13 protein-coding genes are annotated in these 16872 nt (G+C 70.1%); 11 read left to right on the plus strand and 2 right to left on the minus strand.

Going from position 1 to position 16872, the window contains the following annotated elements; all coding sequences use genetic code 11:
- Positions 1-110: 110 nt before the first annotated feature.
- From AOK23_RS14410 to AOK23_RS14445, 8 genes are all read left to right on the plus strand, one after another.
- Positions 111-575 carry a peptidoglycan-binding domain-containing protein gene (locus AOK23_RS14410; protein WP_055713112.1) on the plus strand — a complete coding sequence of 155 codons (465 nt, stop codon included), beginning with the start codon at positions 111-113 and terminating at the stop codon, positions 573-575.
- Positions 576-734: 159 nt separating this feature from the next.
- Complete coding sequence (locus AOK23_RS14415; protein WP_055713113.1) at positions 735-1202, plus strand: peptidoglycan-binding domain-containing protein; 468 nt, start codon at positions 735-737, stop codon at positions 1200-1202.
- Positions 1203-1224: 22 nt separating this feature from the next.
- Complete coding sequence (locus AOK23_RS14420) at positions 1225-2001, plus strand: peptidoglycan recognition protein family protein (RefSeq protein ID WP_055713114.1); 777 nt, start codon at positions 1225-1227, stop codon at positions 1999-2001.
- A 60-nt stretch (positions 2002-2061) separates the two neighbouring features.
- Positions 2062-4104 carry a thioredoxin domain-containing protein gene (locus AOK23_RS14425; protein WP_055713115.1) on the plus strand — a complete coding sequence of 681 codons (2043 nt, stop codon included), beginning with the start codon at positions 2062-2064 and terminating at the stop codon, positions 4102-4104.
- Positions 4105-4337: 233 nt separating this feature from the next.
- Positions 4338-5600 (plus strand): glycosyltransferase, encoded by a 1263-nt coding sequence (locus AOK23_RS14430; RefSeq protein WP_055713116.1) that lies wholly within the window; start codon positions 4338-4340, stop codon positions 5598-5600.
- Positions 5597-7255: an ArnT family glycosyltransferase gene (locus AOK23_RS14435; protein ID WP_055713117.1), complete on the plus strand. Its 1659-nt coding sequence runs from the start codon at positions 5597-5599 to the stop codon at positions 7253-7255. Before AOK23_RS14430 ends, AOK23_RS14435 begins: the two co-directional genes overlap by 4 nt.
- The gene (locus AOK23_RS14440; RefSeq protein ID WP_055713118.1) at positions 7252-8532 is read left to right on the plus strand and encodes a glycosyltransferase; all 1281 of its coding nucleotides are present in this window, start codon (positions 7252-7254) and stop codon (positions 8530-8532) included. The genes AOK23_RS14435 and AOK23_RS14440 overlap by 4 nt, the downstream gene beginning before the upstream one ends.
- A complete protein-coding gene (locus AOK23_RS14445; RefSeq protein WP_055713119.1) occupies positions 8529-10991 on the plus strand; it encodes a galactose oxidase early set domain-containing protein in 2463 nt (820 codons plus the stop codon). The genes AOK23_RS14440 and AOK23_RS14445 overlap by 4 nt, the downstream gene beginning before the upstream one ends.
- 285 nt (positions 10992-11276) lie before the next feature.
- On the opposite strand, the gene AOK23_RS14450 is transcribed toward AOK23_RS14445, so the two are convergent.
- Positions 11277-11882, minus strand: coding sequence for a dihydrofolate reductase family protein (locus AOK23_RS14450; protein WP_055713120.1), 606 nt, complete (start codon positions 11880-11882; stop codon positions 11277-11279).
- A gap of 418 nt (positions 11883-12300) precedes the next feature.
- Entirely contained in the window at positions 12301-14127 is a 1827-nt protein-coding gene (locus AOK23_RS14455; protein ID WP_055713121.1) for a phosphoenolpyruvate carboxykinase (GTP), read from the minus strand.
- Positions 14128-14476: 349 nt separating this feature from the next.
- On the opposite strand from AOK23_RS14455, the gene trhA reads away from it, so the two are divergent.
- From trhA to AOK23_RS14470, 3 genes are all read left to right on the plus strand, one after another.
- Complete coding sequence (gene trhA / locus AOK23_RS14460; protein WP_055713122.1) at positions 14477-15235, plus strand: PAQR family membrane homeostasis protein TrhA; 759 nt, start codon at positions 14477-14479, stop codon at positions 15233-15235.
- A gap of 150 nt (positions 15236-15385) precedes the next feature.
- The gene (locus AOK23_RS14465) at positions 15386-16015 is read left to right on the plus strand and encodes a TetR/AcrR family transcriptional regulator (RefSeq protein WP_107102790.1); all 630 of its coding nucleotides are present in this window, start codon (positions 15386-15388) and stop codon (positions 16013-16015) included.
- A gap of 34 nt (positions 16016-16049) precedes the next feature.
- Entirely contained in the window at positions 16050-16781 is a 732-nt protein-coding gene (locus tag AOK23_RS14470; RefSeq protein WP_055713124.1) for a Mut7-C RNAse domain-containing protein, read from the plus strand.
- Positions 16782-16872 lie beyond the last annotated feature (91 nt).

Below are 16872 nucleotides of genomic sequence, written 5' to 3' on the forward strand. Positions count from 1 at the left end.
GGTGCGCACAGAGCCCGATACGGATCGGCCGAAAACCAATCCGGAAGGGACCGTGGCATCCCGTACGGCAATGGCTTCGGGTGCCGCCCTACGACCCCAAGGGGGAACGAATGCGACCGAATGTCATGGCCCGGACGCTTGTCAGCCTCACCGCCGTCGCCGGAATTGCCGCCGGGGCTCTGGCCGGTGCGAGCACCAGCTTCGCGGCGTCCGAGTCGGCTCCGCGACAGGCGGTGACCGCTGACGCCACGGTTCTCGCGGTGGTCAACCTCGGCCTGAGCACCAACCAGGCCAAGGGCGTCCAGCGCTGGCTGAGGGCCGAGTGGGACTACAACGACTCGATCGACGGGCAGTTGGGCACCGACAGCTGGAAGGCGTTCCAGCGTCACCTCAAGGCGCACCACGGCTACGGGGGGTCCATCGACGGGATCGTCGGCAGCGGCACGGTGAGCGCGCTGCAGCGCTTCCTGAAGAACAACGGCTGGGGCTACGCCGGCGAGATCGACGGCCAGGCCGGGCCCCAGACCCAGGCGGCGTTCAAGACCTTCGCCAACTGGTGCGTGAACAACTACTAGGGCCTTGGTCCCGAGCCGAGCGGCGCGCCCCGGCCTCGCCGGGCCGCGCGCCGCTCGGCCGGCCGGGGCGGCGGGCCTTTGCCGCCCCGGCCGATGACAGTCACCTGTTCTCAGGGGAACATCCGCCCTGGGCAGGTCACCCGACCCGGGGGAGAAGCCATGCGCCTACGCACCCACCGCTCCGAGTGCCTCGGTACCGCCGCGATCGCCGTACTGGCCGCCGGAACGCTCCTGACCGGGGCGCCCACGGCGAGCGCAGCGCCGTCCGAGCCCCACTGCAATCACATCGACGACTCCGCCCGGCCCACGGTCCGCCCTGGCGACGTGAGCCCCGCGGTGCGTCAGGTGCAGTGTCTCGTCAACCAGTACAGCGGCTACCTCCGTTGGCTGGAAGAGGACGGGACCTACGGCCCGAGGACCCAGGACGCCGTCCGCTGGGTGCAGAACTGCAACGGGACCACGGGCGGTCCCGACGGCATCGTCGGCCCCAGCACCTGGTCCCGGCTCTACACCCCCAAGCCGGAGTGCGCCTTCCAGCGCCCCGTCGCCGAAGGCGCGGAACAGGCGGAACCCGTGGGACCCGTGGGACCCGCGGAACGGGCGGGCCAGACAGGACACGACGCTTGAGACGGACAGGGAGAAGCGCAAGATGAGGCACTCGGACTCCACCGGCTCCCGCAGCGGACGGCAGGGGGCATCCCCGGGCTCCCCCTTGCCCCGGCGTGCGTTCCTGACGGCCCTCGGAGCCGCCGCCGCCGCCACGGCCGCGGTCACCGGTCCGTCGCCGGCGGCGGCCGCCACGGCGGCCCCGTACACGCTGCTGTCGCGCAGGGACTGGGGCGCGGACGAGACACTGCGTTTCGCCACCGACGGCAGGGAACTCTGGCCGCCCGAGTACCACCCGGTCCAGACGCTCATCGTCCACCACACCGCCGACGGCAGCACCGACCCGGACCCGGCCGCCCGGGTGCGCGCGATCTACCGCGAGGAGGCGGTCGGCGCCGACGACTACGGCGACATCGGCTACAACTACCTGATCGACGAGAACGGCAGGGTGTACGAGGGACGCTGGTCCGGCACCGACGGCACACCCGCCCACGACGCCGCGGGGCGGCTCGTCACCGGGGCACACGTGCAGGGCTACAACTCCGGGAACGTCGGCATCGCGCTGCTGGGCACGCTGACCGACAGGCCCGCGTCCGCCGCCGCACGCGCCACGCTGGTCCAGCTCCTCGCCGAACTCGCCGAGCGCCACTCGATCGATCCCCTGGGCAAGGTGGCCTACCGCAACCCCGTCAGCGGCGCCGGCCGGGTCGCGCCCGCGATCGGCGGGCACCGTCACTGGGCGAGCACCGACTGCCCCGGCTCGCTGTACACCGCCATGCCGTCCATCCGCGAGGAGGTCGCGGCCCTGATGGCCGGGTGACCCGGCACTCACCCCCGTGCCGCACGGGCGGCGGTCCGGTGGGTGCGCAAGGATGGGGGTATGTCCAATCGACTCGCGCAGTCCACGTCCCCGTACCTCCTGCAGCACGCGGACAACCCTGTCGACTGGTGGCCCTGGGAGCCGGCGGCGTTCGAGGAGGCCCGGCGGCGCGGCGTCCCCATCCTGCTGAGCGTGGGCTACAGCTCCTGCCACTGGTGCCACGTCATGGCCCACGAATCCTTCGAGGACGACGAGACCGCCGCCTACCTCAACGCCCACTTCGTCAACGTCAAGGTCGACCGGGAGGAGCGGCCCGACGTCGACGCCGTGTACATGGAGGCGGTGCAGGCGGCCACCGGGCATGGCGGCTGGCCCATGACCGTGTTCCTCACCCCGGACGCGGAGCCCTTCTACTTCGGTACGTACTTCCCGCCGGCGCCCCGCCACGGCATGCCCTCCTTCCGGCAGGTGCTGGAGGGCGTGCGGGCGGCCTGGACGGACCGGCGGGACGAGGTCGCCGAGGTGGCCGGGAAGATCGTCCGGGACCTGGCCGGCCGGGAGCTGAAGTTCGCCGCCGTGGAGGTCCCCGGCGAGCAGGACCTCGCCCAGGCGCTGCTCGGCCTCACCCGCGAGTACGACGCCTCCCACGGCGGTTTCGGCGGGGCGCCGAAGTTCCCGCCGTCCATGGTGGTCGAGTTCCTGCTGCGGCATGCCGCCCGCACCGGCTCCGAGGGCGCCCTGGAGATGGCGCGGGACACCTGCGAACGCATGGCCCGCGGCGGCATCTACGACCAGCTCGGCGGCGGCTTCGCCCGCTACTCCGTGGACCGCGAGTGGGTCGTGCCGCACTTCGAGAAGATGCTGTACGACAACGCCCTGCTCTGCCGGGTCTACGCCCACCTGTGGCGGGCCACCGGCTCCGAGCTGGCCCGGCGGGTCGCGCTGGAGACCGCCGACTTCATGGTCCGTGAACTGCGCACCGCCGAGGGCGGGTTCGCCTCCGCGCTGGACGCCGACAGCGACGACGGGACCGGTCGGCACGTCGAGGGCGCCTTCTACGTGTGGACCCCGGAGCAGCTGACCGAGGTGCTGGGGGAGGAGGACGGGAGGCTCGCCGCCCAGTACTTCGGCGTCACCGAGGAGGGCACCTTCGAGCACGGTGCCTCCGTGCTGCAACTCCCGCAACAGGAGGGCGTGTTCGACGCCGAGCGGATCGCGTCGGTCAAGGAGCGCCTCCTGCGCGCCCGCGCGGAGCGCCCTGCCCCCGGCCGGGACGACAAGGTCGTCGCCGCCTGGAACGGGCTCGCCGTCGCCGCGCTGGCCGAGACCGGCGCCTACTTCGACCGGCCCGACCTCGTGGACGCCGCCATCACCGCCGCCGACCTCCTCGTACGGCTGCACCTGGACGAGAAGGCGCGGCTCGCCCGTACCAGCAGGGACGGGCAGGCCGGGGCCCACGCGGGGGTGCTGGAGGACTACGCGGACGTCGCCGAGGGGTTCCTGGCGCTCGCCTCCGTGACCGGTGAGGGCGTGTGGCTGGAGTTCGCGGGGTTCCTGCTCGACCATGTGCTCGTCCGGTTCGTCGACGAGGCGTCGGGCGCGCTGTACGACACGGCGGCCGACGCGGAGAAGCTCATCCGGCGGCCCCAGGACCCCACCGACAACGCCGTCCCCTCGGGGTGGAGCGCGGCGGCCGGGGCGCTGCTCGGATATGCCGCACACACTGGGTCCGAGCCCCATCGGACCGCTGCCGAGCGGGCGTTGGGCGTGGTGAAGGCGCTCGGGCCGCGGGCGCCGAGGTTCACCGGCTGGGGACTCGCCACCGCGGAGGCCCTGCTCGACGGGCCCCGTGAGGTCGCGATCGTCGGACCGGACGGTGACCCGCGGACGAGGGAGCTGCACCGTACGGCCCTGCTCGGCACGGCGCCGGGCGCGGTCGTCGCCGTGGGGGCCGAGGGCAGCGACGAGCTGCCGCTGCTCGCCGACCGTCCGCTCGTCGGAGGTGAACCGGCGGCGTACGTCTGCCGTGACTTCACCTGTGACGCGCCCACGACGGACACCGACCGTCTTCGTACGGCCCTTCGAACAGCGTTGAACGGCTGAAAAGCGCCCCTGACGTGCGGGGACGAGGTCGAACAACTGGCTGGAATTGGGTGAGTGTTCGGACTCGTCCGTTTGTGGTGTCTGTCGTTCGGAAACACGCTATTTATCGGAAGGGTCCACAGGCTTCACAGTTTCCCCCTAGTCTCTGCCCTGGTACACGACAGGAGTGACGCCCCCTCGGGGGCGTGAACTCCCGTCGTGACAGGGGGTATTGAGATCTGGGGGGATCTTTCTTGCTGACGTCAGTCTTCATTGCCGTCGTCTCGCTGGCCTTGTTCTGGATGGCGGCCTTCACCCTGTGGTGGCAGATGCACGCGTGGCGCACGCCCGAGGTGCTCGCCTCCACCCGGTTCAGCAGACCCGACGGGGACGAACACGTGTCCTTCTCGCTGCTGCTGCCCGCACGCCATGAGCAGGCCGTGCTCGACCACACCATCCAACGACTGCTTGAATCCAGCCACGACGACTTCGAGATCATCGTGATCGTCGGCCACGACGATCCGGAGACCACGGCGGTCGCCCGGGCGGCCGAGGCCCGCGACCCGCGCGTCCGCGTCGTCGTCGACCATCATGAGAGAAAGAACAAGCCGAAAGCGATGAACACGGCGTTGCCGCACTGCCGCGGTGACGTCGTCGGTGTTTTCGACGCCGAGGACCAGGTCCACCCGGAACTGCTCTCCCACGTCGACCACGCCTTCCGCACCACCGGCGCGGACGTCGTCCAGGGCGGGGTGCAGCTGATCAACTTCCACTCCAGCTGGTACAGCCTGCGCAACTGCCTGGAGTACTTCTTCTGGTTCCGCTCCCGACTGCATCTGCACGCGCAGAAAGGGTTCATCCCGCTCGGGGGCAACACCGTCTTCGTCCGCACCGGAGTGCTGCGCGACGCCGGCGGCTGGGACCCCGACTGCCTCGCCGAGGACTGCGACCTCGGCGTACGCCTCTCCAGCGTCGGCAAGAAGGTCGTCGTCGCCTACGACTCCGACATGGTCACCCGCGAGGAGACACCCGGCAGCCTGATGTCGCTGATGAAGCAGCGCACCCGCTGGAACCAGGGCTTCCTCCAGGTCTACCGCAAGCGGGACTGGAAGCAACTTCCCGGATTCCGGCAGCGGTTGCTGGCCCGCTACACCCTCATGACGCCGTACCTCCAGGCCGTCTCCGGCGTGATCATCCCGCTGAACGTGGCCATCGCGCTCTTCCTCGACGTGCCCGTCGGCATCGCCTTCATCACCTTCCTGCCGGCCGTCACCGCGCTGGTGACCTTCGTGTTCGAGGTCGTCGGACTGCACGACTTCGGCAAGCAGTACGGCCTGCGCGTCCGGTTCTCCCACTACGTCAAGCTCATCGTGGGCGGCCCCTTCTACCAGGTGCTCCTCGCCCTCGCCGCCGTCCGCGCCGTCTGGCGCGAACAACGCGGCCGCAATGACTGGGAGTTGACCAGCCATGTCGGCGCACATCTCGCGAACGTGAACCGAGAGGACGTTCCTGCGTGACCTCCACACTTCCCGCGGCGACCAAGACGGAAGTCAAGGTCCCCGCGCAGCGGACAGCTGCGCCCACAACCCGTTCGACCGGTCGAACGACTCCTTCCGCTTCGCCCGGCCGCCTGCGCGCCTCGCGCCCCGACCTGCTCCTGTGCGGACTCCTCCTCGTGGGGATCATGATCGTGCAGGGCTGGAACATCGCCGACTACCCGACCCTCAGCGACGACGAGGGCACCTACCTCGCCCAGGCCTGGGCGGTGCAGGAAGGTAGAGGACTCGCCCACTACACCTACTGGTACGACCACCCGCCCCTCGGCTGGATCCAGATCGCCGTCCTGACCTGGATTCCCGCCCAGCTCGCCCCCGAGTCGATGACCGTCGGCTCGATGCGCGCGGTGATGCTGGTGGTCAGCGCCGTCAGCGCGATCCTCGTCTACGTCCTCGGCCGCCGCCTCTCACTGCCCCGCTGGGCCGCCGGCCTCGGCATGGCCCTCTTCGGGCTCTCCCCACTGTCGGTGGTCCTCCAGCGGGAGATCTTCCTCGACAACATCGCGGTCATGTGGACGCTGCTCGCGTTCTGCCTCGCCGCCTCCCCGAGCCGTCACCTCTGGCACCACTTCGGCGCGGGCATCGCCGCCGCCGCGGCGGTCCTCACCAAGGAGACGATGCTCCTCGTCCTGCCCGCCGTGCTGCTCACCATGTGGCGGCACAGTCACCGGGACACCCGCAAGTTCGCCCTCACCGGCGCCATCACCGCCTGCACCCTGATCGGCGTCTCGTACCCGCTGTTCGCCCTCCTCAAGGGCGAGCTGTTCCCCGGCGCCGGCCACGTCTCCCTCTGGGACGGCATCGTCTACCAGATGAGCCGACCCGGCTCCGGCTTCATCCTCACCGAGGGCACCGGCTCGTACGGCGTCCTGCAGTCCTGGCTCTACTACGACCGCGTCCTGCCCCTCGGCGGACTCGCCGGAGCCCTGCTGCTCCTGGTCACCTGGCGCTGGTCGGTGACGGCCCGCGCCCTCGCCGGACCCGCCCTGGCCGTCGCGATCCTCGCCGGCATGGCCCTGCGCCCCGGCTATCTGCCCGCGATGTACGTCATCCAGGCGCTGCCCTTCCTCGCCCTGGTCCTCGCGGGCGGCGCCGCGAGCGTCACCCACGGGGTCCTCCGCCGCCGGAGGAGCGCGACCGAGAGGCGCCCGCTGACCTGGACGCGGTACGTGGTGGCCGTCGCCCTCGCCGCCGCGGCCGCGCTGTACGTCGTCCCGCGCTGGTACGACGGCAACCGCACCGCCATGACGTTCGACGCCAACGCCTCCTACCAGCAGGCCGCGAAGTGGCTCGGCAGCGAGGTCGACGACCCCGGCCGCACCCGGGTCCTCGTCGACGACGCCCTCTGGCTCGACCTCGTCCACGAGGGCTACAAACCGGGCCTCGGCGTCATCTGGTTCTACAAGGCCGACCTCGACCCCGCGGTCACGAAGACGATGCCGCGCGGCTGGCGCGACCTCGACTACGTGGTCGCCTCCCCGACGGTACGGCGCGACGCGGTCGACCTGCCCAACGTGAGGGCCGCGATGGAGAACTCGACGCCGGTCGCCACCTTCGGCACCGGCGAGGACCGCATCGAGATCCGCAGGATCCAGGCCGCAGGAGGCGACCGATGAGCAGCGGTTACGAGTCCATCGTCCCCGAGGAGCTGGGCGATCCGGCGGTGCGCGGCGCCGAGGTGCCCGAGCCCGGAGCCGTCACCATCGTCGTCCCCACCTTCAACGAGTCCGCCAACGTACGGGAGCTGCTCCACCAGATCACCGAGACGGTGCCCTCCCGGCTGCCGTGCGAGGTCCTCTTCGTGGACGACTCCACCGACGACACCCCCGACGTCATCAACGAGGCCGCGCAGGACTGCCCGTTCCCGGTGACCGTCCTGCACCGCGACCGCCCGACGGGCGGGCTCGGCGGTGCCGTCGTCGAGGGCATGAAGGCCGCGACCTCCGACTGGATCGTCGTCATGGACGGCGACCTCCAGCACCCGCCGTCCCTCGTGCCCGAGCTGGTGGCGACGGGGGAGCGCTCGTCGGCGGGCCTCGTCGTCGCCTCCCGCTACATCAAGGGCGGCAGCCGCGCCGGGCTCGCCGGCAGCTACCGCGTCGCCGTCTCCCGGGGCGCGACCTGGCTCACCAAGTCCCTGTTCCCGCGCAGGCTGCACGGCATCAGCGACCCGATGAGCGGTTTCTTCGCGATCCGCCGCAGCGTCGTCACCGCGGAGACCCTCCAGCCCCTCGGCTACAAGATCCTCCTCGAACTGGCCGTGCGCAGCCGTCCCCGCCGGGTCACCGAGGTGCCCTTCGTCTTCCAGGACCGCTTCGCCGGCGAGTCCAAGTCGACGGCGAAGGAGGGCTTCCGGTTCCTGCGCCATCTGGCGGGCCTGCGCACCGCGTCCCCGCTGGCCCGCATGATCGTCTTCGGCCTGATCGGCGTCACCGGCTTCCTCCCCAACCTGGCCGGCCTGTACGCGCTGACCTCGGCCGGCATGCACTACGTCCCCGCCGAGATCCTCGCCAACCAGCTCGGGGTGATCTGGAACTTCTTCCTCATCGAGCACCTGTGCTTCCGCGAGCGGCGGGCACACCGCAAGGGCTGGGACCGCCTCGGCCGGTTCGCGGTCCTCGCCAACGCCGACCTGGTGCTGCGGATCCCGCTGATCGCCCTGTTCGTCGGCCAGTTCGGCATGGGGGCGCTGCCCGCCACCGCGCTCGCCCTGGTGACGACGTTCGTCCTGCGCTTCGTGGGCACGGAAGCGCTCATCTACCTGCCCCGCAGGAAGCCCCGCCGTGGGGAGCGCGGCGGGGAGCAGAAGGCCGGCGGGGGGCCGGGTTCGGCCGCGAGCACGGAGGCCGAGCAGCGGTCGGGGTCGGCCGAGTCCGCAAGGAGAACACGATGATGAGCCGTCTCAAGAGCCGTACGAGAACCCGAACAGGGCACAGACCCAGACGCAGGACGGCCCTGCTGGCCGTGGGCGCCCTCGCCTCGGGCCTCCTCCTCGTCTCACCCCAGTCGGCGTCCGCCGCGAACCTCGTCCAGAACCCCGGCTTCGAGACGGCGGGCCCACCGGGCGCGGCCGACATGCCGTACTGCTGGGAGAAGTCCGGCTGGGGCGACAACGACTTCAGCTTCACCACGGTCGCGGACGCGCATTCCGGCGGCAAGGCCATGAAGGTCGAGCTGACCCGCCGGGTCTCGGGCGACCGCAAGGCCCTGATCACCGAGTCGGCGGCCTGCGCCCCGTCGGTCTCGGTGGGCAAGCAGTACGACCTGGGCCTCTGGTACAAGTCGACGACCCCGGACACGTCCGTCACCCTCTTCCGGCACGACACCACCGCCGGCTGGCAGTACTGGACCGATCTGAAGACCCTGGACATGGCGGGCACCTGGACGCAGGCGTCGGTCCGCACGCCCGAGGTGCCCGCGGGCACCGACCGCATCACCTGGGGCGTCTCCGTCTACGGCACCGGCTCGGTCACCACCGACGACTACACGATGGACCAGGTCGCCGACCCCGTCCCGGAACCCGAGTGCACCGGCACACCGGCCGAGTGCGCGAACGGCCGCTGGGACGTCCTGCCCACCCAGAACCCCGTACGCTCCATGCACTCCGTCGTCCTCAACAACGGCAAGGTGCTGCTGATCGCCGGCTCCGGCAACAGCGAGGAGATGTTCGAGGCGGGCACGTTCACCTCGGCGGTCTACGACCCGAAGAAGGGCACGTACAAGCAGATCCCGACGCCCGACGACATGTTCTGCGCGGGCCACGTCCAGCTCGACGACGGCCGTGTCCTGGTGATGAGCGGCAACAAGGCGTACCCGGCGGCCAACGGTTCGCACGGCTACGAGGGCTACAAGGACTCGTACGTCTTCGACCCGGTCACCGAGACGTACAGCAAGACCAACGACATGAACGACGGCCACTGGTACCCGTCGGCGACGATCCTCGGCAACGGTGACGTCATCTCGTTCGGCGGCCTGCGCGAGGACTCGACGGGTTCGGTGACGGCCGAACTGTGGTCGGACGCCGAGCAGAAGTGGCTCGAACTCTGGAAGGTCAACCAGACCTGGTCGTACTGGGGCCTGTACCCGTCGATGATCCTCATGCAGGACGGCCGCCTCTTCTACTCGGGCAGCCATGTCTTCGGCAACAACATCCCCGGCACGGGTTCGGCGATCTACGACTACGGCGCGAACACGGTCACGTCCGTGTCCGGGCTCCAGAGGAAGGACGAACGCGACCAGTCCGCGAGCGTGCTCCTGCCCCCCGCCCAGGACCAGAGGGTCCTCACCCTCGGCGGCGGCAACATCGAGTCGAACCCGGAGGCGAACCGCCTGACGGACATCATCGACCTCAAGGCCCCGAACCCGGCGTACGTCGCCGGCCCGCCGATCCCGCAGGGCACGGTGGACCTCGGCGCCGGCAAGGTCGCCCAGACGGGCAACCAGGGCAAGATGTACGTCTCCGCGGTCCTGCTGCCCGACGGCAAGGTCCTGGAGACGGGCGGCGGCCTCCACAACCGCGCCAACCCGGTCTTCGAGGCGTCGCTCTACGACCCGGCGACGAACACGTTCGACCCGGTCGCCGCGGACCCCGAGGCCCGCGGCTACCACTCCTCGGCGTTCCTGCTCCCGGACGGCCGCGTCATGGCCACGGGCGACAACCCCGGCAACGGCTCCTGGAACCACAACGTGTCGATCTACACGCCGCCGTACCTCCTGAAGGGCGCCCGCCCGAAGATCACGTCGGTGATCGACAAGGAGTGGGTGTACGGGGACACGCAGCGCATCACGGTGGACCGCCCGATCGCGAAGGCGGAACTGATCCGTCCCGCGGCGGTGACGCACTCCTCCGACCCGAACCAGCGCTATGTGGACCTGCCGCTGTCGGTCGACGGCAACAACGTCGACCTGAACGTGACGAGCAACCCGAACCTGGCCCCACCGGGCTGGTACATGCTCTTCGCGGTCGACGCCAACGGCATCCCGTCGGTGGCGGAATGGGTCCACCTGCAAGGCCCGTCGGCCCTGGCGAAGGCCTCGGAGGAGACCCCGTCCGCACATGTCCACGACTTCGCGGACGGCTTGAAGGGCAAGACCACGGGCCCGAAGAAGAAGACGAAGTCGAAGCAGGTGAGCCCCACACTCGCCGGCTGCGACCGCCACTACGGCTCCGCGAACATCTGCGTCCCGACAGCCTTCCCTTCGGACGTGAAGCCCACGACGGCGTCCCGCTGCGCCTGGCTGAAGGACAACGACTACGGCCGCCTGAAACTGAACGGCAAGGACGACCCACTGGGCCTGGACCGCAACGGGGACGGCTTGGCGTGCGGGAAGGGGGATGTGAGGCGGGGCTGAGGGCGAGGGGGCGTGGGCTGAGAGGGACGGCGGGGCTGCCGAGGGGGTAGGTAACCCGCCGCCCTGAGGGCGCCACGCAACTGCCGGTCGACGGCCCTGTATCCGACGGCACTTTGTCGGGTGCGGGGCCGTCGGCGCGCTCTGATGGACGCCGTCATGGACCTGATGGGTCCGATCGCAGACATACCGTGAGGGTGGATCCGTGAGTTGGCCCCTGGCGGCAGCGGCGCTACTCGTGATCAACCTCGCGGTGACGCGGGGCCGGCTCTCCGGGCGTCGGCGATGTCATGCGGGGACGCCGAGCGGCGGGTGCTCGAGCACGCGGGGCTTGTACTCGACCAGCTGGATGCGGCCGTCGAAGGTGCGGTGCTCGATCATCTCGAGGGCGACGTCCGGATAGCCGTCGTAGATGCGTTCCTCGCCCGTGGCCCCGGTGATCACCGGGAACATCACGACCCGGAAGCGGTCGACGAGTCCGGCTCGTAGCAGCGACCGGCACAGGCTGAGGCTGCCGATCGTGCTGAGGAGCCCCGAGCCACTCGACTTCATGGAGCGGACCGCCTCGACGGCGTCGTCGCGGACGAGCGTGGAGTTGGCCCACGTCAGTGGCTCCTCGAGTGAGGAGGAGAACACCACCTTGGACGCTCGCGTGAGCTCGTCGACGGACGCCTCTTCCTCGGGCCTGAACTCGTCCTGGCCCTTCGGGACCTCACCTGCGGCGAAGCCCGACATCAGGCGGTAGGTGTTGGCTCCCATCAGGTAGGTGGCCTCGGGCTGCTCGCCGAGCCATGCGAGGTACTCCGGGCCCTCGAGACCCCAGAACCCGGGCCACCCCTCTCCCGATGCGTAGCCGTCGAGGGAAGTGATGAAGTCGACGAGAAGCTCCGACATGGCAGTGTCCTTTCCTGGGGTGTCACCAGCTTGGACCGGCCGGGAGCCGCAAACTCATCGGCCACGCTGTGGAGCGACGAGAAGACCCATGCTGAGCTGGCCGGCCCCGGAACACGCGCAACGGCACCGTCAATCCGCTGGGAAGGTGACCCGCGTCAGCTTTGGCGAGGGTGCGCTTCCCGGGCTGGGTGCGGCCGGCGACGAGAAGGTTCTTGCCGTGGTGGAGCGTGGGCCCTCAGCGAAGCGGCCCCCGCCGGGGCCGGCCCATCCGCCCTCAGAACCGAGCGCGGCGCCCGCCCACCCGCTCCCTCGGAGCGGGTGGGCGGGCGCCGTCCTTCACAGTGAACCGCGGCCGGCCGAGGAGACGTCGCTGGTCAGGGCAACCCATATACGGCCGGCCGCGGGGTCTTGCGGGGGATCAGCCCAGGCGCTGGACCAGGGCCCGGTACTCGTCCCACAGTTCCTTCGGCGTGTGGTCACCGAAGGTGTTGAGGTGGTCGGGGACGAGCGCCGCCTCCTCCCGCCACACCTCCTTGTCGACGGTCAGCAGGAAGTCCAGGTCGGAGGAGGACAGGTCCAGTCCGGCCGTGTCCAGGGCGGACGCCGTCGGCAGGATGCCGATCGGGGTCTCCACACCCTCCGCCTTGCCGTCCAGCCGCTCCACGATCCACTTCAGGACGCGGCTGTTCTCGCCGAAGCCCGGCCAGACGAACTTGCCCTGGTCGTCCTTGCGGAACCAGTTGACGTAGTAGATCTTCGGCAGCTTCGACTGGTCCTTGTCCTTGGCCACGTCGATCCAGTGGGCCATGTAGTCGCCCATGTTGTAGCCGCAGAACGGCAGCATCGCGAACGGGTCGCGGCGCAGTTCGCCGACCTTGCCCTCGGCCGCCGCCGTCTTCTCGGACGCCACGTTCGCGCCGAGGAAGACGCCGTGGTTCCAGTCGAAGGACTCCGTCACCAGCGGTACGGCCGTGGCGCGGCGCCCACCGAAGAGGATCGCCGAGATCGGGACGCCCTTGGGGTCCTCCCACTCGGGCGCGATGATCGGGCACTGCGACGCGGGCACCGTGAAGCGGGCGTTGGGGTGGGCGGCCGGGGTCTCGGACGCCGGCGTCCACTCGTTGCCCTTCCAGTCCGTGAGGTGCTCCGGGGTCTCCTCCGTCATCCCCTCCCACCAGATGTCGCCGTCGTCCGTCAGCGCGACGTTGGTGAAGACCGAGTTGCCCCAGAGCGTCTTCATCGCGTTGGCGTTGGTGCGCTCACCGGTGCCGGGGGCGACGCCGAAGAACCCGGCCTCGGGGTTGATCGCGTAGAGCCGGCCGTCCTCGCCGAACCGCATCCACGCGATGTCGTCGCCGATCGTCTCGACCGTCCAGCCGGAGATCGTCGGCTCCAGCATCGCGAGGTTCGTCTTGCCGCACGCCGACGGGAACGCCGCCGCCACGTACTTCGACTCACCCTGCGGCGGCGTGAGCTTGAGGATCAGCATGTGCTCCGCGAGCCAGCCCTCGTCGCGGGCCATGACGGAGGCGATGCGCAGGGCGTAGCACTTCTTGCCCAGCAGCGCGTTGCCGCCGTAGCCGGAGCCGTACGACCAGATCTCGCGGCTCTCCGGGAAGTGGGAGATGTACTTGGTGCTGTTGCAGGGCCAGGGGACGTCCTCCTGGCCGGGCTCCAGCGGGGCGCCGAGGGTGTGCACGGCCTTCACGAAGAAGCCCTCGGAGCCCAGCTCGTCCAGGACCGGCTGCCCCATGCGCGTCATCGTGCGCATGGAGACGGCGACGTACGCGGAGTCCGTGATCTCGACGCCGATCGCGGAGAGCGGCGAGCCGAGGGGGCCCATGCAGAACGGGACGACGTACATCGTCCGGCCGCGCATCGAGCCGCGGAACAGGCCCTTCTCGCCCTGGAAGACGTCCCGCATCTCGGCGGGGGCCTTCCAGTGGTTGGTCGGACCCGCGTCCTCCTCCTTCTCCGAGCAGATGAACGTACGGTCCTCGACCCGGGCGACATCGGTCGGGTCGGAGGCCGCGTAGTAGGAGTTCGGGCGCTTGATGGCGTCGAGTTTCCGGAAGGTGCCCTTCTCGACGAGCTCCTCGCACAGGCGCTCGTACTCGGCCCCGGATCCGTCACACCAGACCACGTTGTCCGGCTGGGTCAGTTCGGCGATCTCGTTCACCCAGGAGATCAGTTCTCGGTGGGTGGTGGGGACGGTTGACGGGGGAGCCGCGATGTCGCGCGCCACGATTGCTCCTAAATGAGGGATTTTTTGTTGGAGGCCCCGTGGGGGCTGCGGCCCGGATGCTTCACGGTTGGATCTTTGGGCGCTCATCCGGTGCCGACCGCACTCATTTGATCATCCGACGAGAGTGCCCATATGTCCAGAGGGCCTCACACGTGAGCACAGTGAGCATCGCCACTCATCCGTCCCCACTCGTGAGGTTCCCGTGGGTCACCACTGCTTCACCGTGGGTATCCAGGAATTCACCCAGGTATCCCCGATCCGGCGTTCGCGTGAGACGATTGCCACTTCCGGGCGCTCGAACGGCCCGCACCGTCCCGCAAGTTACGGTTCCGTAGGTACGATGCCTGACATGACTGCGTCCGTCCCCGACGCGCACACGGAGACGCCGGCCGACCGCCGCCATCCGGACGCGCGTTCCTTGCCGAACCAGATCGCCCACCAGATCAGTCACCAGATCGCGGATGAACTCCACGAGATAAAGCCCAAGCTGCGCGGCTGGCTGCACCTCGGCATGTTCCCGGCCGTGCTCATCGCCGGCCTGGTGCTCACCGCGCTCGCGGACTCGACCCGCGGACGCATCGCCTGCGGTATCTACGTACTCACGGCCTGCCTGCTGTTCGGCGTGAGCGCGCTGTACCACCGGGGCGACTGGAGCCCCCGTATGGACGGCATCCTGCGCCGGCTCGACCACGCGAACATCTTCCTGATCATCGCGGGTACGTACACGCCGCTGACCATGCTGCTCCTGCCCGGGGCCAAGGGGCAGTGGCTGCTGTGGGGCATCTGGGGCGCGGCGCTCGCGGGGATCGTCTTCCGGGTCTTCTGGGTCGGCGCCCCGCGCTGGCTCTACACGCCCTGCTACATCGCGATGGGCTGGGCCGCGGTCTTCTTCCTGCCCGACTTCATGCGGACCGGCGGTATCGCCGTCCTGGTCCTCGTGGTGGTCGGCGGGCTCCTCTACAGCGCCGGCGGCGTGATCTACGGCATCAAGAAGCCGAACCCCTCCCCGAGGTGGTTCGGCTTCCACGAGGTCTTCCACTCGCTGACGCTCGCCGCGTTCGTGGTGCACTACGTCGGTATCTCGCTGGTGGCGTACCAGCACGGGTAGCGGATCGGACTGTGCCCGCTCCGCGCTCCTCGACGGCCACGGCTTCCGGCCGTGGCCGTTTTTCACTCCTGTGGAGGCGGGCCGGCGGGGCGGGCGAGGGGGCGGTCCGGGCATGGAGGCGCCGGAGGCCGATGCCCGAGAATGAGCCGCATGAGCCCCGCGCGCACGACTCCCCCCACCGAGGGCCCCCAGCTGGGACTCCGTGAGCGGAAGAAGATCAAGACCCGGACGGCGATCCGTGACGCCACCTACGCGTTGATCAAGGAACAGGGCTACGACGCCACCACGATCGAGCAGATCGCGGACCGCGCCGAGGTCTCGCCGTCCACGGTCTTCCGCTACTTCCCCACCAAGGAGGACATCGTCGTCACCGACGAGTACGACCCGGTCCTCCTGGCGGAACTCGCCGGGCGGCCGGTGGACGAGCCGTGGGTCGACTCACTGCGGCACGTCACGAGGAAGGCCCTCGGCTTCGGGCTGGAGCGGGAGCCGGAGATCACCCGGCTGCGGGCCCGTCTGATGGTCACCGTCCCCGCGGTACGGGGCCGCATGGTGGAGAGCATGGCCGTCACCGGCCGGCAGATCGCCGAGGCCGTCTCCGCGCGCACCGGCCTCGACCGGGACAGCCTGGAGGTGCGGGTCTTCACGATGTCCCTCGTCGGCGGACTCGCGGAGATCACCCTCTACTGGGCCGAGAACGACTTCCGCGACGATCCCGCCGACCTCGTCGATCGTGCCCTGGCCGTCCTGGAACACGGCCTCGCTCCCGAAAAACCCTGAGGTCACCCGCCCTCCGCCATGCCATCCTGACCAGGTGAACGGTCCCGAGATCCACGTCGAAGTCGCTCCCGAGCTGGCCCTGTTCGTGCCGCACCACCGCCGCGGGGGCGCGACCGCCCTCGCCACGGACGGAGCCTCCACGCTCGGCCATGTCGTCGAGTCGCTCGGCGTCCCGCTGACGGAGGTCGGGGCGCTGGTCGTGGACGGCCGTGAGGTGCCGGTGTCGCACGTGCCGGTGGCCGGCGAGTCCGTGACCGTACGCCCGGTAGAGCGCCCCCAGCGCGTACCGGGCGCCCCGCTCCGCTTCCTCCTGGACGTCCACCTCGGCACGCTCGCGCGGCGGCTCCGGCTGCTGGGCGTCGACACGGCGTACGAGTCGACCGACATCGGCGACCCGGCGCTCGCCACGCGGTCCGCCGCCGAGCGGCGTGTGATGCTCAGCCGCGACCGGGGGCTGCTGCGGCGGCGGGAGCTGTGGGCGGGGGCGTACATCTACAGCACACAGCCGGACGAGCAACTGAGCGACGTACTGGACCGTTTCGCGCCGGAGCTGCGGCCGTGGACCCGCTGCACCGCCTGCAACGGACTGCTGAGGCCGGCCACGAAGGAAGAGGTCGCCGACCGCCTGGAGCACGGCACGCAGCGGTCGTACGACGTCTTCGCGCAGTGCGGCGACTGCGGGCGCGCGTACTGGAAGGGCGCGCATCACGAGCAGTTGGAGGCGATCGTGCGGGAGGCGTTGAGGACGCGTACCCAGACGGGTTGAGTACGGAAGCCGATCACACGGGCCCGCGCGGCCCGTTGAATCGGGGCATGAACACCGGATCCCCGACCACGGACGAGCCCGCCCCCGGCAG

This window comes from Streptomyces torulosus, assembly GCF_001419765.1.
GTDB lineage: Bacteria > Actinomycetota > Actinomycetes > Streptomycetales > Streptomycetaceae > Streptomyces > Streptomyces torulosus.

What these genes read in the sequence shown, in the direction of transcription:
- AOK23_RS14445 (WP_055713119.1), top strand. Translation starts at nt 8,529, where the DNA reads ATGATGAGCCGTCTCAAGAGCCGTACGAGAACCCGAACAGGGCACAGA.
- AOK23_RS14410 (WP_055713112.1), top strand. Translation starts at nt 111, where the DNA reads ATGCGACCGAATGTCATGGCCCGGACGCTTGTCAGCCTCACCGCCGTC.
- AOK23_RS14420 (WP_055713114.1), top strand. Translation starts at nt 1,225, where the DNA reads ATGAGGCACTCGGACTCCACCGGCTCCCGCAGCGGACGGCAGGGGGCA.
- AOK23_RS14415 (WP_055713113.1), top strand. Translation starts at nt 735, where the DNA reads ATGCGCCTACGCACCCACCGCTCCGAGTGCCTCGGTACCGCCGCGATC.
- AOK23_RS14465 (WP_107102790.1), top strand. Translation starts at nt 15,386, where the DNA reads ATGAGCCCCGCGCGCACGACTCCCCCCACCGAGGGCCCCCAGCTGGGA.
- AOK23_RS14440 (WP_055713118.1), top strand. Translation starts at nt 7,252, where the DNA reads ATGAGCAGCGGTTACGAGTCCATCGTCCCCGAGGAGCTGGGCGATCCG.
- AOK23_RS14450 (WP_055713120.1), bottom strand. Translation starts at nt 11,882, where the DNA reads ATGTCGGAGCTTCTCGTCGACTTCATCACTTCCCTCGACGGCTACGCA.
- trhA (WP_055713122.1), top strand. Translation starts at nt 14,477, where the DNA reads ATGACTGCGTCCGTCCCCGACGCGCACACGGAGACGCCGGCCGACCGC.
- AOK23_RS14425 (WP_055713115.1), top strand. Translation starts at nt 2,062, where the DNA reads ATGTCCAATCGACTCGCGCAGTCCACGTCCCCGTACCTCCTGCAGCAC.